16 protein-coding genes and 1 rRNA gene are annotated in these 15,866 nt (G+C 71.1%); 7 read left to right on the top strand and 10 right to left on the bottom strand.

Annotation, left to right across the window (positions count from 1 at the left end; translation table 11 throughout):
* Positions 1-227: 227 nt before the first annotated feature.
* Entirely contained in the window at positions 228-719 is a 492-nt protein-coding gene (locus VGC13_RS19850) for a GPI anchored serine-threonine rich family protein (RefSeq protein ID WP_331127027.1), read from the top strand.
* A 45-nt stretch (positions 720-764) separates the two neighbouring features.
* A complete protein-coding gene (locus tag VGC13_RS19845; protein ID WP_331127026.1) occupies positions 765-1,205 on the top strand; it encodes a DUF2784 domain-containing protein in 441 nt (146 codons plus the stop codon).
* 11 nt (positions 1,206-1,216) lie between these two features.
* Here the strand turns inward: VGC13_RS19845 and VGC13_RS19840 are convergent, their stop codons facing one another.
* The 10 genes from VGC13_RS19840 to VGC13_RS19795 all read right to left on the bottom strand — a co-directional run bounded on the left by VGC13_RS19840 (position 1,217) and on the right by VGC13_RS19795 (position 11,650).
* Positions 1,217-1,792 (bottom strand): HD domain-containing protein, encoded by a 576-nt coding sequence (locus VGC13_RS19840; RefSeq protein WP_331127025.1) that lies wholly within the window; start codon positions 1,790-1,792, stop codon positions 1,217-1,219.
* A gap of 206 nt (positions 1,793-1,998) precedes the next feature.
* Entirely contained in the window at positions 1,999-2,484 is a 486-nt protein-coding gene (locus tag VGC13_RS19835) for a hypothetical protein (protein ID WP_331127024.1), read from the bottom strand.
* Between the two features lie 16 nt (positions 2,485-2,500).
* Positions 2,501-3,226, bottom strand: coding sequence for a hypothetical protein (locus tag VGC13_RS19830; RefSeq protein WP_331127023.1), 726 nt, complete (start codon positions 3,224-3,226; stop codon positions 2,501-2,503).
* Positions 3,227-3,270: 44 nt separating this feature from the next.
* On the bottom strand, positions 3,271-3,642 hold the full coding sequence (locus VGC13_RS19825) for a hypothetical protein (protein WP_331127022.1): 372 nt from the start codon (positions 3,640-3,642) through the stop codon (positions 3,271-3,273).
* A gap of 355 nt (positions 3,643-3,997) precedes the next feature.
* Positions 3,998-4,807, bottom strand: a complete 810-nt coding sequence (locus tag VGC13_RS19820; RefSeq protein ID WP_331127021.1) for a M48 family metalloprotease — start codon at positions 4,805-4,807, stop codon at positions 3,998-4,000.
* A 30-nt stretch (positions 4,808-4,837) separates the two neighbouring features.
* On the bottom strand, positions 4,838-5,650 hold the full coding sequence (locus VGC13_RS19815) for a DUF429 domain-containing protein (RefSeq protein WP_331127020.1): 813 nt from the start codon (positions 5,648-5,650) through the stop codon (positions 4,838-4,840).
* A 34-nt stretch (positions 5,651-5,684) separates the two neighbouring features.
* On the bottom strand, positions 5,685-7,385 hold the full coding sequence (locus VGC13_RS19810) for a hypothetical protein (protein WP_331127019.1): 1,701 nt from the start codon (positions 7,383-7,385) through the stop codon (positions 5,685-5,687).
* 16 nt (positions 7,386-7,401) lie between these two features.
* Entirely contained in the window at positions 7,402-8,955 is a 1,554-nt protein-coding gene (locus tag VGC13_RS19805) for an aminopeptidase P N-terminal domain-containing protein (RefSeq protein WP_331127018.1), read from the bottom strand.
* A gap of 44 nt (positions 8,956-8,999) precedes the next feature.
* A complete protein-coding gene (locus tag VGC13_RS19800) occupies positions 9,000-9,494 on the bottom strand; it encodes a hypothetical protein (RefSeq protein ID WP_331127017.1) in 495 nt (164 codons plus the stop codon).
* 86 nt (positions 9,495-9,580) lie between these two features.
* Entirely contained in the window at positions 9,581-11,650 is a 2,070-nt protein-coding gene (locus tag VGC13_RS19795; RefSeq protein WP_331127016.1) for a thioredoxin domain-containing protein, read from the bottom strand.
* Between the two features lie 853 nt (positions 11,651-12,503).
* Here VGC13_RS19795 and VGC13_RS19790 point away from each other — a divergent pair.
* From VGC13_RS19790 to VGC13_RS19770, 5 genes are all read left to right on the top strand, one after another.
* A complete protein-coding gene (locus tag VGC13_RS19790; protein WP_331127015.1) occupies positions 12,504-13,112 on the top strand; it encodes a hypothetical protein in 609 nt (202 codons plus the stop codon).
* 100 nt (positions 13,113-13,212) lie between these two features.
* Positions 13,213-14,034: a PHP domain-containing protein gene (locus tag VGC13_RS19785; protein WP_331127014.1), complete on the top strand. Its 822-nt coding sequence runs from the start codon at positions 13,213-13,215 to the stop codon at positions 14,032-14,034.
* A gap of 41 nt (positions 14,035-14,075) precedes the next feature.
* Positions 14,076-14,639, top strand: a complete 564-nt coding sequence (locus tag VGC13_RS19780) for a hypothetical protein (RefSeq protein ID WP_331127013.1) — start codon at positions 14,076-14,078, stop codon at positions 14,637-14,639.
* The gene (locus VGC13_RS19775) at positions 14,636-15,268 is read left to right on the top strand and encodes a hypothetical protein (RefSeq protein ID WP_331127012.1); all 633 of its coding nucleotides are present in this window, start codon (positions 14,636-14,638) and stop codon (positions 15,266-15,268) included. Before VGC13_RS19780 ends, VGC13_RS19775 begins: the two co-directional genes overlap by 4 nt.
* A 460-nt stretch (positions 15,269-15,728) precedes the next feature.
* Positions 15,729-15,866: ribosomal RNA gene (locus tag VGC13_RS19770) — 23S ribosomal RNA — on the top strand; the annotation flags it as partial.

Below are 15,866 nucleotides of genomic sequence, written 5' to 3'. Positions count from 1 at the left end.
CGGGACGGAGCCTCCGTCCCGGCGCGACGTCTTTCATGGGCAGATGTCCGGGCCAGGCATGGACGAGCCCCCGGCTCCGCGTGCGGGACGGGCCTTCGCACCATCAGCGGGGGCACGATCCTGCCGCGCGGAGCGACGGAGATATCTTTTTCTTGATGATTGTGTCCTGAAACGTTTATATAAGGGGTCGTGATGTTCCCTCCTCGACTCCTTCCTCAGGATACACGATGCAGAAACTCGACAGGATTGCGCGGTGGCGGCTGGCGGTGGCGTGCGCCTGCGCCGGGATGGTCCTCGCCCTTTCGCAGCGGGCGCTGGCGAGCGACGCGGATGCCATCGCGTACGCGGTGACCGCGCCGGTGAGCGGCTATCAGGTGACCGCGGGCTCCACCATCCAGGTCACCTGGAAGGGCCCCGGCACCAGCAACGTCAACATCCACGTGATCCACGTAGCCACATGGACCTCCTTCGGCGCCATCGCCAGCAACACCGCCGACGACGGGGAGGAGTTCTGGTCGATCCCGTGCGATCTGCGGCCCGGGCAGTACCAGATCTACGTCGAGGACGTGGCGGTGACGGACTGGACGTACGGCACCACGTTCGACATCCTTCCCTGCTGCCCGGAGACGTCGTCTTCGCGGGTGCAGGAGGCGCGGCCGGAGGTGCGCATCGACCGCAGCCGGCCCATGCCGCGCGAGCGCCTGGCGCCGCGGCCGTAGCTCCCGGCGTCCCGCGCCGGCTTCCCGTGACTGGATGAGGGGCGCGTGATCTACCGTTCGCTGGCGGACGTGGTGCTGGTGCTTCACCTGGCGTTCGCGGTTTTCGCGGGTGTCGGGGGGCTGCTGGTGCTGCGGTGGCGGCGGCTGGCGCGGGTGCACGTGCCCTGCGCCGTCTGGGGCGCGCTCATCATGTTCGGCGGATGGATCTGCCCGCTGACGCCGCTGGAGAACGGGCTGCGGCAGCGGGGCGGGCAGGCGGGGTACCAGGGCGGGTTCATCGAGCACTACGTGGTTTCGGTGCTCTACCCGCGCGGCCTTACGCGCGGCCTGCAGCTGGGCATCGGCATCGGCGTGGTGCTGGTCAACGCCGCCGTCTACGGGCCCATGATCGCCCGTGCCCGCCGCCGACGGAAAGATGGCCTCACACAGAGTCAGCAGATTTGGCAGAGGGCCGGCTCCTCCGTTGACTCTGCTGACTCTGTGTGAGGCCGATCCGTTCAGGGAGATTGCCTCGCCGCGTGGTCCGCGGTGTCCTGGTCCAGCATCGCCCGGATGGTTTCGATGAGCGGATGGCCGCGGGTGTGCCGGGTTCCATATCCCAGGTTGAAGCGGTAGTCGAAGTCCGGCGGGTTCATCCCCTGGTTGTGCTGCATGATGGTTTCCAGCTTGTCCAGCGCCTTGGCCAGCCTGGCCTCGGGCGTGGCGGCGGCCTCGTACTCGTCCCACAGCCCCGTGATCTCCGCCCGCATCCGCTCCGGCAGGGGTGCCAGCAGCTGCAGCAGGTCCGCGCGCTCCTGCGCCGCCTTGCTTTCGCCCGGCACCTGGTGAATGGCGGGAATGTCGCCGCCGATGGCCTCGCCCAGGTCGTGGATGATGCAGATCTTCACCAGCCGCGCAAAATCCACCTCGGGAAAGCCGTCCGCCAGCAGCATGGCCATCAGGCACAGCCGCCACGTGTGCTCCGCCACGCTCTCCGGCTGCCCTCCCGACGTCCACGCGCTGCGGTGCGTGTTCTTCAGCGCCTCCGCCGCCCGCAGGAACTCCAGCACCCCCTCGATCTCGGACTGATTCATTCGACTGTGACTCCTCGGGATCTACCGCGCGAGAGCGGCTGAAGCCGCGCGCAATGAAAGAGGCTCGGAGATTACGTGGGCACCCCCGAGGCGAACAACTCGTTCGGAAAACGGCAAATTACAGGTACGGGCGCAACTCGCACAGTAAAAAGCCCCACCGGGTGCAACGGCCCGGCGGGGCTTCGGCTTTTGGGATGGCGCGGGGGTCAGCCCTGTCTGGATGGCGGAGCGGGCTGGGGACGGTTTTGCCGGGGCAGCCAGATCTGAACGGCGGGCGCCTGGCCCACGCGTGGCAAGGACCGACGCGGTGCGCTCCGCAGGTCAGCCAGCACGCGCGCGACCCAGGGCAGCGGGCGTGCGCCGCGCACGCGCTCCGGCACTTGCGCCCGCAGGACGGCGTCCGCCGTCGCGCGGTCACCGCCCCGCTGCCGGGCCAACAGCAGCGCGTTGACCGCATCCGTGAGCAGGGCGGCGTCTGCGTCCGCAGGCAGGAGGATGTAGTCGCTCCCGGCTGACTGCCGCAGGATGATGAACGGGGCGTCCGGATAGGGAAGTTGTTCCACCAGCGCGACCGTGACTGGCACCCGGGAAGGTGTGCGTGGCGACTGAAGCGTTGCCTGCGCCGAAAGCTCGCCCACGACGACGACGAGCAGGGCCAGCAGCCACGACGATCGGTGCATGTAGTGTTTCATGGCCCAACGCTCTGGTTCAAGTATCGCAAATCGCGGCTGTCCCGCACCAGACTGTCTCGTAGTCCCCGGTTTTGTCGTTCCACTGCTCCAGGCACACGAAGTCGTAGTACAGCTTGCCGCCCAGCGAGGTACACATTTCTCCGAACGAACCGCCACCGCCACCGCCGCCACCACCGCCACCGCCGCCGTCGCTGCCCCCTCCTCCTCCAGAGCCACCATCCTCGCACCCGGGATTGTACGGGTCGTAGTATTCGCTCGTGGTCTCAAACGAGTGCTGCGGGCTTCCCGCCGTCTCTCCGGGGGAGATCGAGGTCATGTACTCACCGCCGCCCCCACACCCGCCTCCGTCGGGATCGGAAGGGATCGTGCTGGGATATCCCCCGAAGTCGATCGGGTCGTAGTGGATGACCATGGCGTAAAGGCTTCGATAGACCCAGCAGTGAACCCTGATTTCCGCCCACTTCCAGATTGCCGTGTTGTCAGTTGAGATGACATCCCGGTTCGGGTAGGCGTAGTACCAGGTTCTGCTCGGCAGGGGTCGTTCGGGGGACGACGCGAACCATGTGCTCAACCACTCCTTGCCCCAGTAATAGACACCCTCGCGGTAACCACGAAAGTAAGCGTTGAAGCTGCCCGGACATTCGATGTCGTAAACCGCGGCGCTTTCATCGTAGGTCTGACCGGGCGCGGGATGGGGTGCGCAGAGAAGCGCGTAGACCCCGACAAGCAGCAGAAGTCGCATTGATGCCTCTCCTGTCAGGATTCCGTGGACGCCGAAGCGTGGGTTCAGGGCTGCGGTTGCTGCTCATGGGCGCGCGCTCGTGCAGCCGCGCGCCGAGCCTTCGCGACTTCCCGGCCCGGCATCCTGTACCAGTTCTCGTCTAGTGCTTCATCCGGGGCGTCCGCCCAGAACGGCGCCCACACCTCCTCCAGGATCGTTTGCAGGTGTGGATCGAACAGTTGGACGAGGTGTCCGCGCGACTTCCCCTGGAAGTAGGCCAGTATCTCGCCGCGCATGTCCGGCCGGACTTCTCTGAGCAGCCTCTCCAGCGCATCGGCGTCGAAGTCCGGCATGAGCGCGGCGCGATCTTCCGCACTGAGCTGGAACGAGGTGTCGGGTGCTTCCAGACGCAGGGGCTCCGCATCGGGTGAAGTCACGAGCGCTCCTTGCCGGTGTTCACAGGCGCACAGGGTCAGGACGCCCGCCAAACACGTAGCCAGTACTCTGCGGTGCATCAGGCCTCCACGGGTTTGAGGGTGACGGGAGGAACGACCGAGAACCATGCAAGGGCGCATAGTACGCCCTGACCTGCGTGATGAAAAGTGTCTGTGCCGGTGCGCGAGCGTCGGCGACGGAAGCCTCTGCTCACCCCTTTGGTGCGGGCTCCATCTCCGGCTCCGTTTATCCGGCTGACTCCTCGGGATCTACCGCGCGAGAGCGGCTGAAGCCGCCGCAACGAAAGCGGAAAGCCTCGCAAACCGCGCGAGGCTTCAACTGCACACAACCGCGCCGTCAGGGCTGATCGCCCGCAACCAGCTCCTCGGCGATTTCCATCAGCCGCTGCCGGCGCTCCAGCAGCGGTGGGTAGCCACGCTCGCGCTTCGCCAGCCACTGGCGGACGCTATCGCCCAGGTCCGGGCCGGCGTCCACGTCCGCGGGAACGGGGCCGTACACGCCCGAGAGGTCGCCGCGGTCCAGCGCGTCCGCCTCAAGCACGTCCAGCACGCCCAGGCAGGCGCGCGGATCGTACCCGGCCGCAAAGCACCGGCGCAGCGCCCACGCGTCCGCGTCCAGCTCCTGCTCCACGTTGTAGCCCAGCCGCGCCGCCTCGATGACCGCCCCGGCGACCAGGCCGCCCGCCGGCACGCGGGCAAACCGGTCGATCCACCGGTTGCGCGACAGCAGGTGGCCCAGCGCGTGGTGCGCCATCTCGTGCGCCACGACGAACGCCACCGGCTCGTCCGTACCCACGCGCTCCAGCAGGCGGCGCGACAGGTACACGTGCCGTCCAAAGGTGAACGCCGTCACCTCCGGAATCCACAGGATCGCCACCCGCAGCCGCTCCTCCTCCGTCGCCCCGGCCTGCAGGCGCGCCTCCACGCGCGCGGCCCGCTCCAGCGCCCACCCCTCCCGCTCCAGGGCAAAGGCATCCATCACCCGCGCGTGCATCCAGTCGGCGACCCCCTCCGCGTCGCGCCGCTCGGGCATCGGCGGAGCCTCATCCTCATCCTCCCCGCGCGCCTGACCGAACGCGGCGAGGGTGCTCTGGACCAGCGTGATGAAGAGGGCGATTCCGACGACGGCGATCAGGAGCCTGATCATGGTTCCGCGCGAGCTGGAGAGCCGCGCGGGTCACTGCAGCGCGGCGGGGGGACGGTAGATCCATCCCTCCAGCTCTACGAGATCCGGGGGAATTCGATTCAGCCGGTACGGCTGGTCCAGGTCGTCGCGGCAGAACCAGGCCACCAGGCAGGCGATGCAGGCGTCGCGCGCATCCTCCAGCGTGACCGCCGTGGCCTCCATGCACGCGTGATCGAACGAGAGAAACGGCCGGAACGCCGCCGGCCGCGCCCGCACCTCGCCTGGGCGCGAGGGGGCGCGCGAGCCCTTCATCCCCAGGTCCTTTACCGCGCCGGACGGATACACCTCGATCAGCACCGTCTCGGCGTCCGGCCGCGGCGCGGAGGGGACGATGGACACGTCCGCCGTGTCACGCATCTCCCACAGCAGGCGGATTCCCTCCAGCGTCTGCCGGTACAGGCGCAGGTCCAGCGGCGCCAGCGCCCCGCCGGTGTCCGTGCGCCGCGGCGTCTTGAGGAACCCCGGCAGCGCCTCCTTGATCTCGTCCGGCGGACGGTCCGCCACCCACGACGCCAGCCCCCGCCACGACCGCTCGCGCAGCCCCTCGATGGCGCTCACCGCGTCCACCGGCAGCCCGAACGGAAAGTCGGCGCCCCAGAGGATGCGGGCGCCGGGCTCGGGGTTGGCGTGCCGGCGCCACCCCTCGGCCACGAACGACGACAGGTCGGCGCGGTAGGGGTGCGGGCAGAGCGAGACGATGCACAGGCGCCCGTCGCGCTCTTCGCCCACCGCGGTCCACAGGTTGGAAAGGGGCTCCTTGGCCCCCGAAAAGTCGATGCCGCCAAAGTAGCGGAACGGAGTCACGGGATCGTGGGTCGGGTGGATGTGGATCCGCGGATCAGGCGCGCGGCGCGCCCGCACGCTCGCGCAGCGCGCGGCCAATGCGCATGGCCACGTCCGCCACGCCGTCGCTGAAGGCCAGAAAGACGGGGCCGCCGCGCTGGGGGCGCACTTCCACCCCGTTGCGGTGCGGGTGCACGGAGCGAATGCGCTCCAGCGGCAGCGGGCTCTTCTGCCCCGAACGCGCGACCAGGAGAAGCCGCCGGTCCGTCACCAGGAACTGGCAGAAGCCCGCGCGCTGGTAGCGGGACAGGTCGCGGTCCCGCCCCAGGCTGCCGTCCACGAACGCCAGCGGGTCCAGCCCGGCACCCTCGGAGGGCGCGGGGTCCGCCGCCGCGCCGGCGGGCATGCGGTACAGCTCCACCGTCCGCTCCGCGAAAGCCCGCTCGCCGTCGTCCAGCGCCTGGCCGGCTTCCACCGTCTGAAGCGGCTCCGTGGCGATGCGATGGAACGTTCGCAGCGCCTCCAGCGATGCGCGGCCGTCCGCGTGCGGCGGCAGCGCGATCCCCGCCCAGCCGGTCAGCGCCTCCAGCTCGTGCTGCTCGTAGTCCTCCAGCCCGGCGGACGACGCGGCGACCCCCGCCAGGCCCGGCGCATCCGTCCTGATCGGCGTTTCCGCGGGCTCGCTCGTGTCGGCCAGCGTCTCGTCGCCCCTCAGCCGCGGCGTCGCGACGCCGTCCGCCGGGCCGGGCATGAAGACCTTCTCCTCGCGCGCCCGGCGCTGGACGGGCGCCGGATCGATGGAAGGCCGTCCATCGTCCACCGGCGCCGCCTCCGCCGGCCGCGCGTCGAGGGGATGATCCGTGTCGTCCATCACCTGCGTCGTCTCCACCACGGGGACGGCGCGCGGCGCGGGGCGGATCGGCTCGTCCCGCTGCGCCCGGTCCGCGGCGCCAACCTCGGAGCGCAGGCGGGCGACGGCGATGGCGTCCAGCTCCAGCGCGCCCTCCAGGCAGAACAGCTCGCGCTCCTTTTCCACCGTCAGCGCGCCGTCCGCGCGAAAGTGGCCCAGGAAGGTGCGATAGAGCGACAGCCCCTCGCGCCGCAGCGCCTCCGGCCGCACGCCGAAGCGCGCCGCCTCGGCCAGCAGCACGTCGCGCGGCACCGCGCAGGCGCTTCCCGCGTCCACGATCTTCCGGTGGATGGCGCCCAATGCATCCGCCACCGGGTCCGTGCGCACCGGCGCCTCCGCGGCGGCCGTGGCGGGGAGGGGGGGATGATGCGCATCGTCGTCCGCGTGCTCCCAGTCGTCGTGGTCCAGGAACGCGTGCCGGGCGCGCCACATGTAGCCCAGGCAAAAGGCGGATGCGCCCGCCGCCAGCGCCACCGGCAGCCACTGCCGCGTCCCCAGGACGATGCGGGCCACGTCCATCACCAGCGCGGTGACCAGCACCCACATCGCCATCTCCCACCCCGAGCGGCGAAAGCGCATGAACGGCAGCACGGCCGCGGCGGCCAGCAGCGCCACCGCGCCCGTGGCGATCATGCTCCACCAGGGAATCCCCTCGTCCCCGAACCCCGTGCCCGCCGCCCAGGCAAAGCGGCCGGAGGTCACCAGCAGCCACGCCAGCACCGCGTACCCCGCGGGCCCGTGCCGCGTGGGGGCGGAGGCGTGCGGCTCCGGGTCGGCCGGGAGCCCGAGGGTGCCCTGGGATCCCGGGGTGGCCTGCATCTCCGGCTCGCGCGGCGGCTCGCTCATGCGACGGGTTCCGGGGTCAGCGGGGGGTGACGGCGCGGTACCACTCCACCATCTCCGGCCGGCGCTCGCGGTTCCACAGGCTTTCCCGCGCCATCAGCGCCTCGATCTCGGCGATCTCGCGCGGCGCGCCTTCGCTCACTCGCTCCACCCCCGCCTCGGTGACGAAGTAGTCGTCCTCGATGCGCACGCCGATGTTGCGGTAGCGCTCCACCACCGGCCGCATCCGCGCGATCACCCGCCGGTTGCGCGGCGTGTCGGGAAGGTAGTCCAGCACGTCGGCGCGCACGTAGATCCCCGGCTCGATGGTGAACGCGCTTCCCACCACCAGCCCGCGCGTGAACGCCGACTCCGGATCGTGCACGTCCAGGCCAATCCCGTGCCCCAGTCCGTGCATGTAGAACATTCCCAGCTGCGGGCATTCCACGACCACGTTGCCGCGCCGGCAGTCGTAGGTGGCGTCGGGAGCTTCGATGAGCCCCACCCGGACCAGCCCGTCCGCCAGCACGCGCTCCGCCGCCTGGCTCATCCGCCCCATCCCCACCCCCACGCGCGCCTGCTGTTCAGCCGCCTTCTGCGCCGCCAGCACGATCTCGTAGATGGCGCGCTGCTCGGGGGTGAACCGCCCGTTCACCGGCACCGAGCGGGTGACGTCGGCCGCGTATCCGTTGTACGATGCGCCGATGTCCATCACCAGCATCTCGCCGTCCTGCATGTAGCGGTCGGCGGTGCGGTAGTGCAGCGTCGTGGAGTTGGGCCCCGAGCCCACGATGCTGCCGAACGACGGCCGCTCGGCGCCGTAGCGGCGAAAGGTGGCCTCGATGAGCGCGTGGATCTCGAACTCGTTCATCCCCGGCTCCACCGCGCGCATGGCCTCGCGGTGCGCCAGCGTGGTGATGAAGACCGAGCGCCGCAGCATGTCCAGCTCCGCCGGCGACTTGACCAGGCGCAGGCGGAACACCTCCTTGCTCAGGTCGACGATCCGCTCGACGCCGTGCGCGCGCTGCAGCGCCTGGGCAAACTGCTGGTCCGGGCGCAGCCAGGGGTTGTCGCTGCCGTCGGTGCTCAGCGGCGCCACCGTGTACAGCGTCCGCGCGCCGCGCAGCATCTCCCCCAGCGCCGCGTCCATCTCTTCCGTGGTCCGCGCGGGGATTCCCGTCAGCCGGGTGGCGCCCTCCGCGCCCAGCCGCGCCCCCTGCCACACCTCTTCCGACGGCTCGCGGGGAAGCACGAACAGCTGCTCCGCCACCTGCTCGCCCTGCTTGCGGATGGCCAGCACCGCGCTGGGCTCGCGGATGCCGGTCAGGTAGCGGAAGGAGGCGTTCTGCGCGAACGGAAGATAGTCCGCGTCGGGCTCCATCGTCCCCATCACCACCAGCACGCCGTCGCCCATCGCCGCCGCCAGCGCCTGCCGCCGCCGCGCGAACTCCTCGCGCGCGATCGGCGCCGGCGCGGGCGTGGCGGCGACGGTGTGGGCGTCCGTGCTCCCCGGGTTGGGGGCGACGGGCCCCTGCGCCGCGGCCGGGGCCGCCAGCAGCGAGCCGAGAAGGAGCAGGGCGTGTCGCGGCGTCATCGTCATCGGGCTCTGCCGGGCCGGTCAGGAGGGATGGATGACGGTCAGCGCACGGTCACGCGCGTCTGCAGCACCTGCGCCGTCTCCCACCCGGTGCCGGGATACACGTGCTCCACGCGCAGGTCGTACGACCCCGCCGGCAGCCCGCGGATGGTGGCCGTGTACGGAATCTCGCCGATGGAGGCGATGCACATGGTCTCCGGGTCCGCCGTCGCCGAGACGCGCAGGGTCACGGCGCCGCCGCTGCGCGAGACGGTGCCCGCCAGCTGGTGGCAGGGGTTGGGCGTGGTGGCCAGCCCGCGGACCACCACCGTGCCGGCGCCGCCCTCCGCGGCCGCGTTCTGCTCCCCGGACGACGAGGTGCCCCGCCCTGGAACGAGCTCCACCGTCACCTGGCCTCCATTCGGTGCGGGTGATCCGGGAGCGGGCTGCATGGCGGGCGGCTGGCCGGACGCCGGGGGCGGGTCGCCGCCGGCGGACTGGGAGGGGCCGGCGCATGCCGCGAGCAGCGCCAGGGCCACGGGAACGATGCTTCGCATCTCATTGTCTCCTTGCGTGGGGCGCGCCGCCGGGGGCGGGCGCATATTGCCGTGCGCGCGCAACGGGGCGCAAGTCCGCGGCCACCTCAGGAACCGCCGTCGCCCGCGCCCAGCTGCGCCGCCAGCTCCGCAGGCTCGTTCACCGGCTGCTGGCACGCCAGCCGCTCGCAGACGTACGCCGTGGCCCGCCCGCCGCGCGCCGTCCGCCCGCGCAGCAGCGGGACCAGCTCCTCCACCTCGCCGTCCTCCTCCGGCCGCCGCAGCGCCGTGACGCCGTTGGGCAGGTAGGTGCGCGCCGCCACCGCCAGCAGCGCCTCCGTCTCCGCCTCTCCCGGGGTGCCCACGAACGCGATCTCCGTGGGCGTGGAAAGGTGGAAGTCCAGCGCGGAGAGCAGGTATCCGAACCCCGCGGGAACGCGCGTGGCCAGGTCCGCCGATCCCTCCAGCGCCCGCTCTGCGACGCGCCGATACCGCTCGTCCCCCAGCAGCTCCGCCAGGCGCAGCAGCGCGTGGACGGCGGCGGAGCTTCCGGAGGGCGTGGCGTTGTCCCACAGGTCGCGCGGGCGGATGACCAGCGTTTCCGCGTCCGTCGCCGTGTCGTAGAACACGCCCTCGTCGTCGTCCCAGAAGCGCTCCAGCGTCTGGTCCATCAGCGCGCGCGCCTCGCGCAGCCAGCGCGCGTCGAAGGTGGCCTGGTACAGCGACACCAGCGCGTCCGCCAGCAGCGCGTGGTCGTCCAGAAAGGCGCCGATCCTGGCCTGCTGCCCCTCCTTGTACGTCCGCTGCAGCCGCCCGGCGACCCGCAGCTTCGACAGCAGGAACTCCGCGTTGCGGATGGCGATCCGCCGGTACTCGCCGCTCCCCAGGATCCGCCCCGCCTCGGCAAAGGCGCGCAGCATCATCGCGTTCCACGCCGTCAGGATCTTGTCGTCCAGCCCCGGCCAGACGCGCTTGGCCCGCGTCTCGTACAAGGGCTGCCGCGCGTGGGCCACCACCTCCATCAGCCGCTCGGGGGTGACGCCGGCCTCCCGCGCCGCGGCCTCCACCGTGCGCCAGGCGTGCAGGATGGTCTGCCCCTCGAAGTTGCCCTCCGGCGTCACGCCGTAGTAGGCGCGGAAGACGGCGCCGTCCTCCGCCCCCAGCACCGCGTCGATCCCCTCCGGCGTCCACAGGTAGAACAGCCCCTCCTCGCCCTCGCTGTCCGCGTCCAGCGCCGAATAGAAGCCCCCCTCCGGCGACGTCATCTCGCGGGTCACCCAGCGGAGCACGTCCTCGGCCACCGCGCGGTACTCGTCCGCGCCCGTCGCCTGCCAGGCGTTCAGGTAGAGGGGGACGAGCAGGGCGTTGTCGTACAGCATCTTCTCGAAGTGCGGCACCAGCCAGTGCGCGTCCACGCTGTAGCGCGCAAAGCCGCCGCCCAGGTGGTCGTAGATGCCGCCGGACGCCATCCGCCGCAGCGTCGCCTCGACCCAGCGAAGCGCGTCGGGGTTCCCCGTGCGCTTCCACGTTCGCAGCACGAAGTCGATGGTCAGCGGCTGCGGAAACTTGGGCGCCCCCGCCAGCCCGCCCCAGCCGTAGTCGAAGCGGGGAAGCAGCCCCGCGAAGGCGCGGTCCAGCACGCCCGGCTCCAGCGCCCCCGGCGGGGGCCGCATGTCGGTCCCGTGGCGTACGGCTTCCGTGAGATCCGCCGCGCTCTGGTCCACGTCGCCGCGGCGCTCCTTCCACGCCTCCGCCACCCCCGCCAGCACCTGGCGAAACGAGGGCATCCCGTAGCGCGGCTCCGGCGGATAGTAGGTGCCGCCGTAGAACGGGGCGCCCTCCGGCGTCAGGAACACCGTCATGGGCCAGCCGCCGCGCCCCGTCATCTGCTGCACGGCCGCCATGTAGATGCTGTCGATGTCCGGCCGCTCTTCGCGGTCCACCTTTACGTTGACGAACAGCTCGTTCATCAGCGCGGCGGTCTGCGGGTCCTCGAACGACTCGTGCTCCATCACGTGGCACCAGTGGCACGCCGAGTAGCCCACCGAAAGCAGGATGGGCCGCTCCTCCGCCCGCGCCCGCTGCAGCGCATCGGGACCCCAGGGATACCAGTCCACCGGGTTGTCCCTGTGCTGCAGCAGGTAGGGGCTGGTCTCGTTCGCCAGGCGGTTGGGCATCGTGCTCGCTGGATTCCGTTCGATTCTCAACGCGAACCGATGGGGCGGGGCAAGGTGCGTACCCCGTGCGGGGGCACGCCGGGAGGGGGATCGACGGATCAAGGATCGACGATCAGGATTGAACTGCGTCGGACGGGGCCCCCTCCCCCGGCCCCTCCCCCCTCGTTCCTTGGGGAGAGGGGAGAATTCGATTGCGCGGCGGAGGGATCACGCTGCGTCCGCAGGCCGCCCCCTCCGCTCGCTTAGGCTCGCACCTCCCCCAAAACTGCTGGGGGAGGTTGAGGTTGCCGCTGGATCAGGGCTCGACGACTTGTATCCGCCTGCATCCGATGGTGACCCCTCCCCAGCCCCACACCTGCGGAAAACGCCCCACGACCCGTCACGACGTTTATACCCTCTCCCGCTTGCGGGTCGCTTGCGGGAGAGGGTGCGAGCCCAAGGGAGCGGGTGAGGGCCCCCGTCGGGCGCTAGTGAGACCCGTGTCGCCGAGCAGCGATCCCAGCCCCACCCCCAACCTCCCCCAGCAGTTTTGGGGGAGGTGGGCGAGTGGTGCGAGCCCGGAGGGGGCGCCCGCGGGGGAGAGGGGCCGGGGGAGAGGGGCCCCGTCGGGCGCCAGCGTCATCCCCGTCGCCGAGCAGCGATCCCAGCCCCACCCCAACCTCCCCCAGCAGTTTTGGGGGAGGTGGGCGAGTGGTGCGAGCCCGGAGGGGGCGCCCGCGGGGGACCTTCCGACACGCCCCGGATGGTCCGGAACTTGTAGCCGCGGGAACCTCCAGAAGCCCGCCGGCCTATATCGGGGCCGATCGCGGGCATCGTTTCGTTTGGGGAATCAGAACCGTCCAGAGGATCACAGATGAAGCACATCCGGACCGCCGCCGCGCTGGCGCTTTTGGCCGGGCCGCTGGCCGCCCCCGCCGCCCGGGCGCAGGTGTACACGCCGCCGTTCATGTCGCCCGTCCCCACCAGCGACTTCGGCGTGTACGTAAGCGACGTGGGCGAGCTGGGCGTGGAGGGGATCTGGCGGCGGCCCGCGCGCGGCGGCAGCGACCTGGGCCTGCGCGCCGGCTACGCCGACGTGGGCGACGGCGCGCTGATGCTGGGCCTCGAGGTCCGCAACCCCGTGGTGCTGGCGGGCGCGCCCATCGGCCTGGCGTTCACCGCGGGGGGCCAGGTGCTGGCCGGCGACGTGGTGCGGCTGGGCGGGCAGGTGGGGTTCAGCGCGGGGCAGGCCATCCGCATGGAGACCCTCACCGTCACGCCGTACATCCACCCCCGCCTGGCGCTGGTCGCCTCGCCCGGCAACGACGACGACGGCGGGCTGGAGGACGAGGACGACGTGGAGCTGGACGTGCGCGCCGACGTGGGCGCCGATTTCGGCTTTGCGTCGGGGATCACCCTGCGGCTGGACTTCAACCTGGCCCAGGGGGCCAGCTGGGGGCTGGGGCTGGCCTGGCGCCAGTAGGCGGGCGCATCTTTCCCCGCATCGATCTCCAAACGCCACACGCACGCACCGCCGGTCGCGGGCCCGGCGGTGCGCCGTCGCCATATGTAAGTACTGATCCATGCAACGAGCCGATCTCCACATCCACACCCGCGCCTCCGACGGCGAGTTCACGCCCACCCAGGTGGTGCAGGCCGCCGCGGCCGCCAGGCTGGACTACATCGCCATCACCGACCACGACACCATCGACGGCCTGGCCGAGGCGCTGGCGGCGGCGGAGGGCGGGCCGGTGCGCGTGCTGACGGGCGTGGAAGTAAGCGCGCAGCACAACGGCGACGAGGTGCACGTGCTGGGCTACCACGTCCGCCCCGCCGCCGAGCCGCTGCTGGCCCACCAGCACGGCGCCCTGGGCCGCCGGCAGGAGCGGGCGCGGCAGATGGTGCGCGTGCTGCAGGACCAGGGCATCGCCATCGACTACGAGGACGTGCTGCGCGCCGCGGGCACCGACACCCGCGCCATCGGCCGGCCCCACGTGGCGCGGGCGCTGGTCGCGGCGGGGCACGTGCGGTCGATGGGCGAGGCGTTCGAGCGCTACCTGGCGGACGGCGGCCTGGCGTTCGTCCCCACCGAGCTTCCCTCCATCAGCGAGGCCATCGCCATGATCCGCGCCTCCGGCGGCACGGCGGTGTGGGCGCATCCCGGCCACCTGGTGCTCGAGGAGTACGCGCCCTTCTTTGCCCAGGCCGGGCTGGAGGGGATCGAGGTCTTTCGCCCCAACACGCAGCAGGAGTCCGGCAAGCGGATGCGGGGCGTGGCGCGCGAGCTGGGCCTGTTCGTCACCGGGGGATCGGACTGGCACGGGCCGCACCGCACCCGCCTGGGCGACTTCTTCGTCCCCGCGGACGACGTGCGCGAGCTGCTGGACCGGGCGCCGCCGGGATGACGGCCGCCCCGCCGGACGCAGGCGTCCTTCCGGAGCCCGCCATGCCTCCTTCTCCCCGCGCATCCGCCGGCCTGCGCGACCCCTGGGTCGTTCCCGGGCTCGCCCTGCTGGCCGTCCTCACCGCCCTTGCCCTCTTTCTCTACGCCGGCCAGCCGCAGAGCCCGGGCGAGGTGGGCGGGCGCGCGTGGGTGGCGCTGGCCCCCGACGCGTACACGCCGCGCATCTCTCGCGCGCGCGAGCGGGTAAAGGCGGGGCTCGACGCCGCCGCCCGCGGCGACACCGCGGCCGCAATCGCCCGCTACGCCGAGGCGGAGGAAGAAGCGCTCACCGCCCGCGAGCGCGCCGGCACCCCCGAGCGCACGGCGGAAGCCACGGAGCTGTGGGCCGGCATCGCCCTGGACCGCGCGGGGCTGATGCTGGGCGCCGGCGCCACCCCCTGGTACCGCGGCGACAACGAGCAGATGCTGCGCGACGCCTCCGCCGTGGTGCAGCGGGTGCGCACGGCGCCCGTCTCCGCGCCCGTGAAGCAGCGGGCGGAGGCGCTGGCGGCGCGCATCGAGCGGCAGCTGCGCCCCGGGCCGCTGGAATGGGTGCCGGGCCGATGACCGCCCCCCAGCGCCACGTCGCCGCCGCGCTCGCCTTCCTGGCCTCCGCCACCGTCGCCGGCATCGCCCTGGTCCCCGACGGCGTGGAGTACCGCGCCTTCGGGATGGTGGAGGGGGTGTTCGCCCTGCTCCTTTCCTACCTCCTGGTCTTTCGCGGCGCGTGGGAGCGGCCGGAGGGCGCCACGGGGTGGATCGCGGTGGCGTACGGAACGCTGGCGGGCGCGCAGGTGATGGAGCTGCTGCTGCCCCCGCCGGGGATGATCGAGTGGATAGTGGTGGCGGGGATCGCCGTCACCGCGTGGGGCGCCTTTTCCGGCGGCACGCGCCGGCGCCTGGTGTTCAGCCTGGCGACGCTGGCCCTGCTGCTGGCCGTCCTCAAATTCTCCGTGATCCCCGTGCTCTGGGGGCGGATGGGCCCCGCCGCCGGCACCGCCTTTGGCCTGGGCGACGCGGCGGAGGGCGTGCGCCGCACCTTTGCCGACTACCGCCCCCTGCGCCCCATCGGCCAGCTGGTGGGATTCGCCGCCCTCGCCCTGTGGGCTCTGGGCACGCGCCTGCTGTGGCCCCAAGGGTTCGTGGATGAGGACGCGGCCCGAATGCGCGTTCGAGACGAGTCTGAAGTTCCTTAATCATAAGCCGTTGACAGAAAACCGCTTACCCATTAGAATAGGAGCCCTTCGACAAACGGATGGCTGAACGGCGCAGTGCTGATTCAATCCTTGGTTCGGCGCATGGCGCCGAACTCCGAGTCGAGGAAAGTTGAAAGTCCAACCGAGCTAACCCGTTGACAACGATGGCGTTAGCGGTTAGATTAAAAACACTTCGCGGATGGGGCGCCGAAAGGCGCGCTGAAAAAAGTCGACGGACCCCGTTGACGGCCGCGAAACAGACTGTTAAGTTAGATGGCTCGGCGGCACTTTGATGCCGCCAGCGAATTTTTGAAAACACGGGTAGTGGGTTGGGTAGAAGAAGCCGGTGCGCTTAAGAAGCGTGAACCGGCTCTGAAGCAAGAGCACCAATGCGTGTGTGTAAGGCTTTTAGGTGGACCGGTGTGCCTGCATTGCTAACCACGATGCAGCGAGCATATCCGGTCAAGCGAAAGTAGGGCGCACGGTGGATGCCTTGGCACGGACAGGCGATGAAGGGCGCGATAAGCTGCGATAAGCTTCGGGGAGCCGCACGTAGGCGTTGATCCGGAGATTCCCGAATGGGGAAACCCGGCGAGAG

The organism is Longimicrobium sp. (assembly GCF_036399255.1).
Classification (GTDB): domain Bacteria; phylum Gemmatimonadota; class Gemmatimonadetes; order Longimicrobiales; family Longimicrobiaceae; genus Longimicrobium.
Note: the sequence above shows the minus strand (reverse complement) of the source record. Positions and strands in the feature narration are given on the sequence as shown.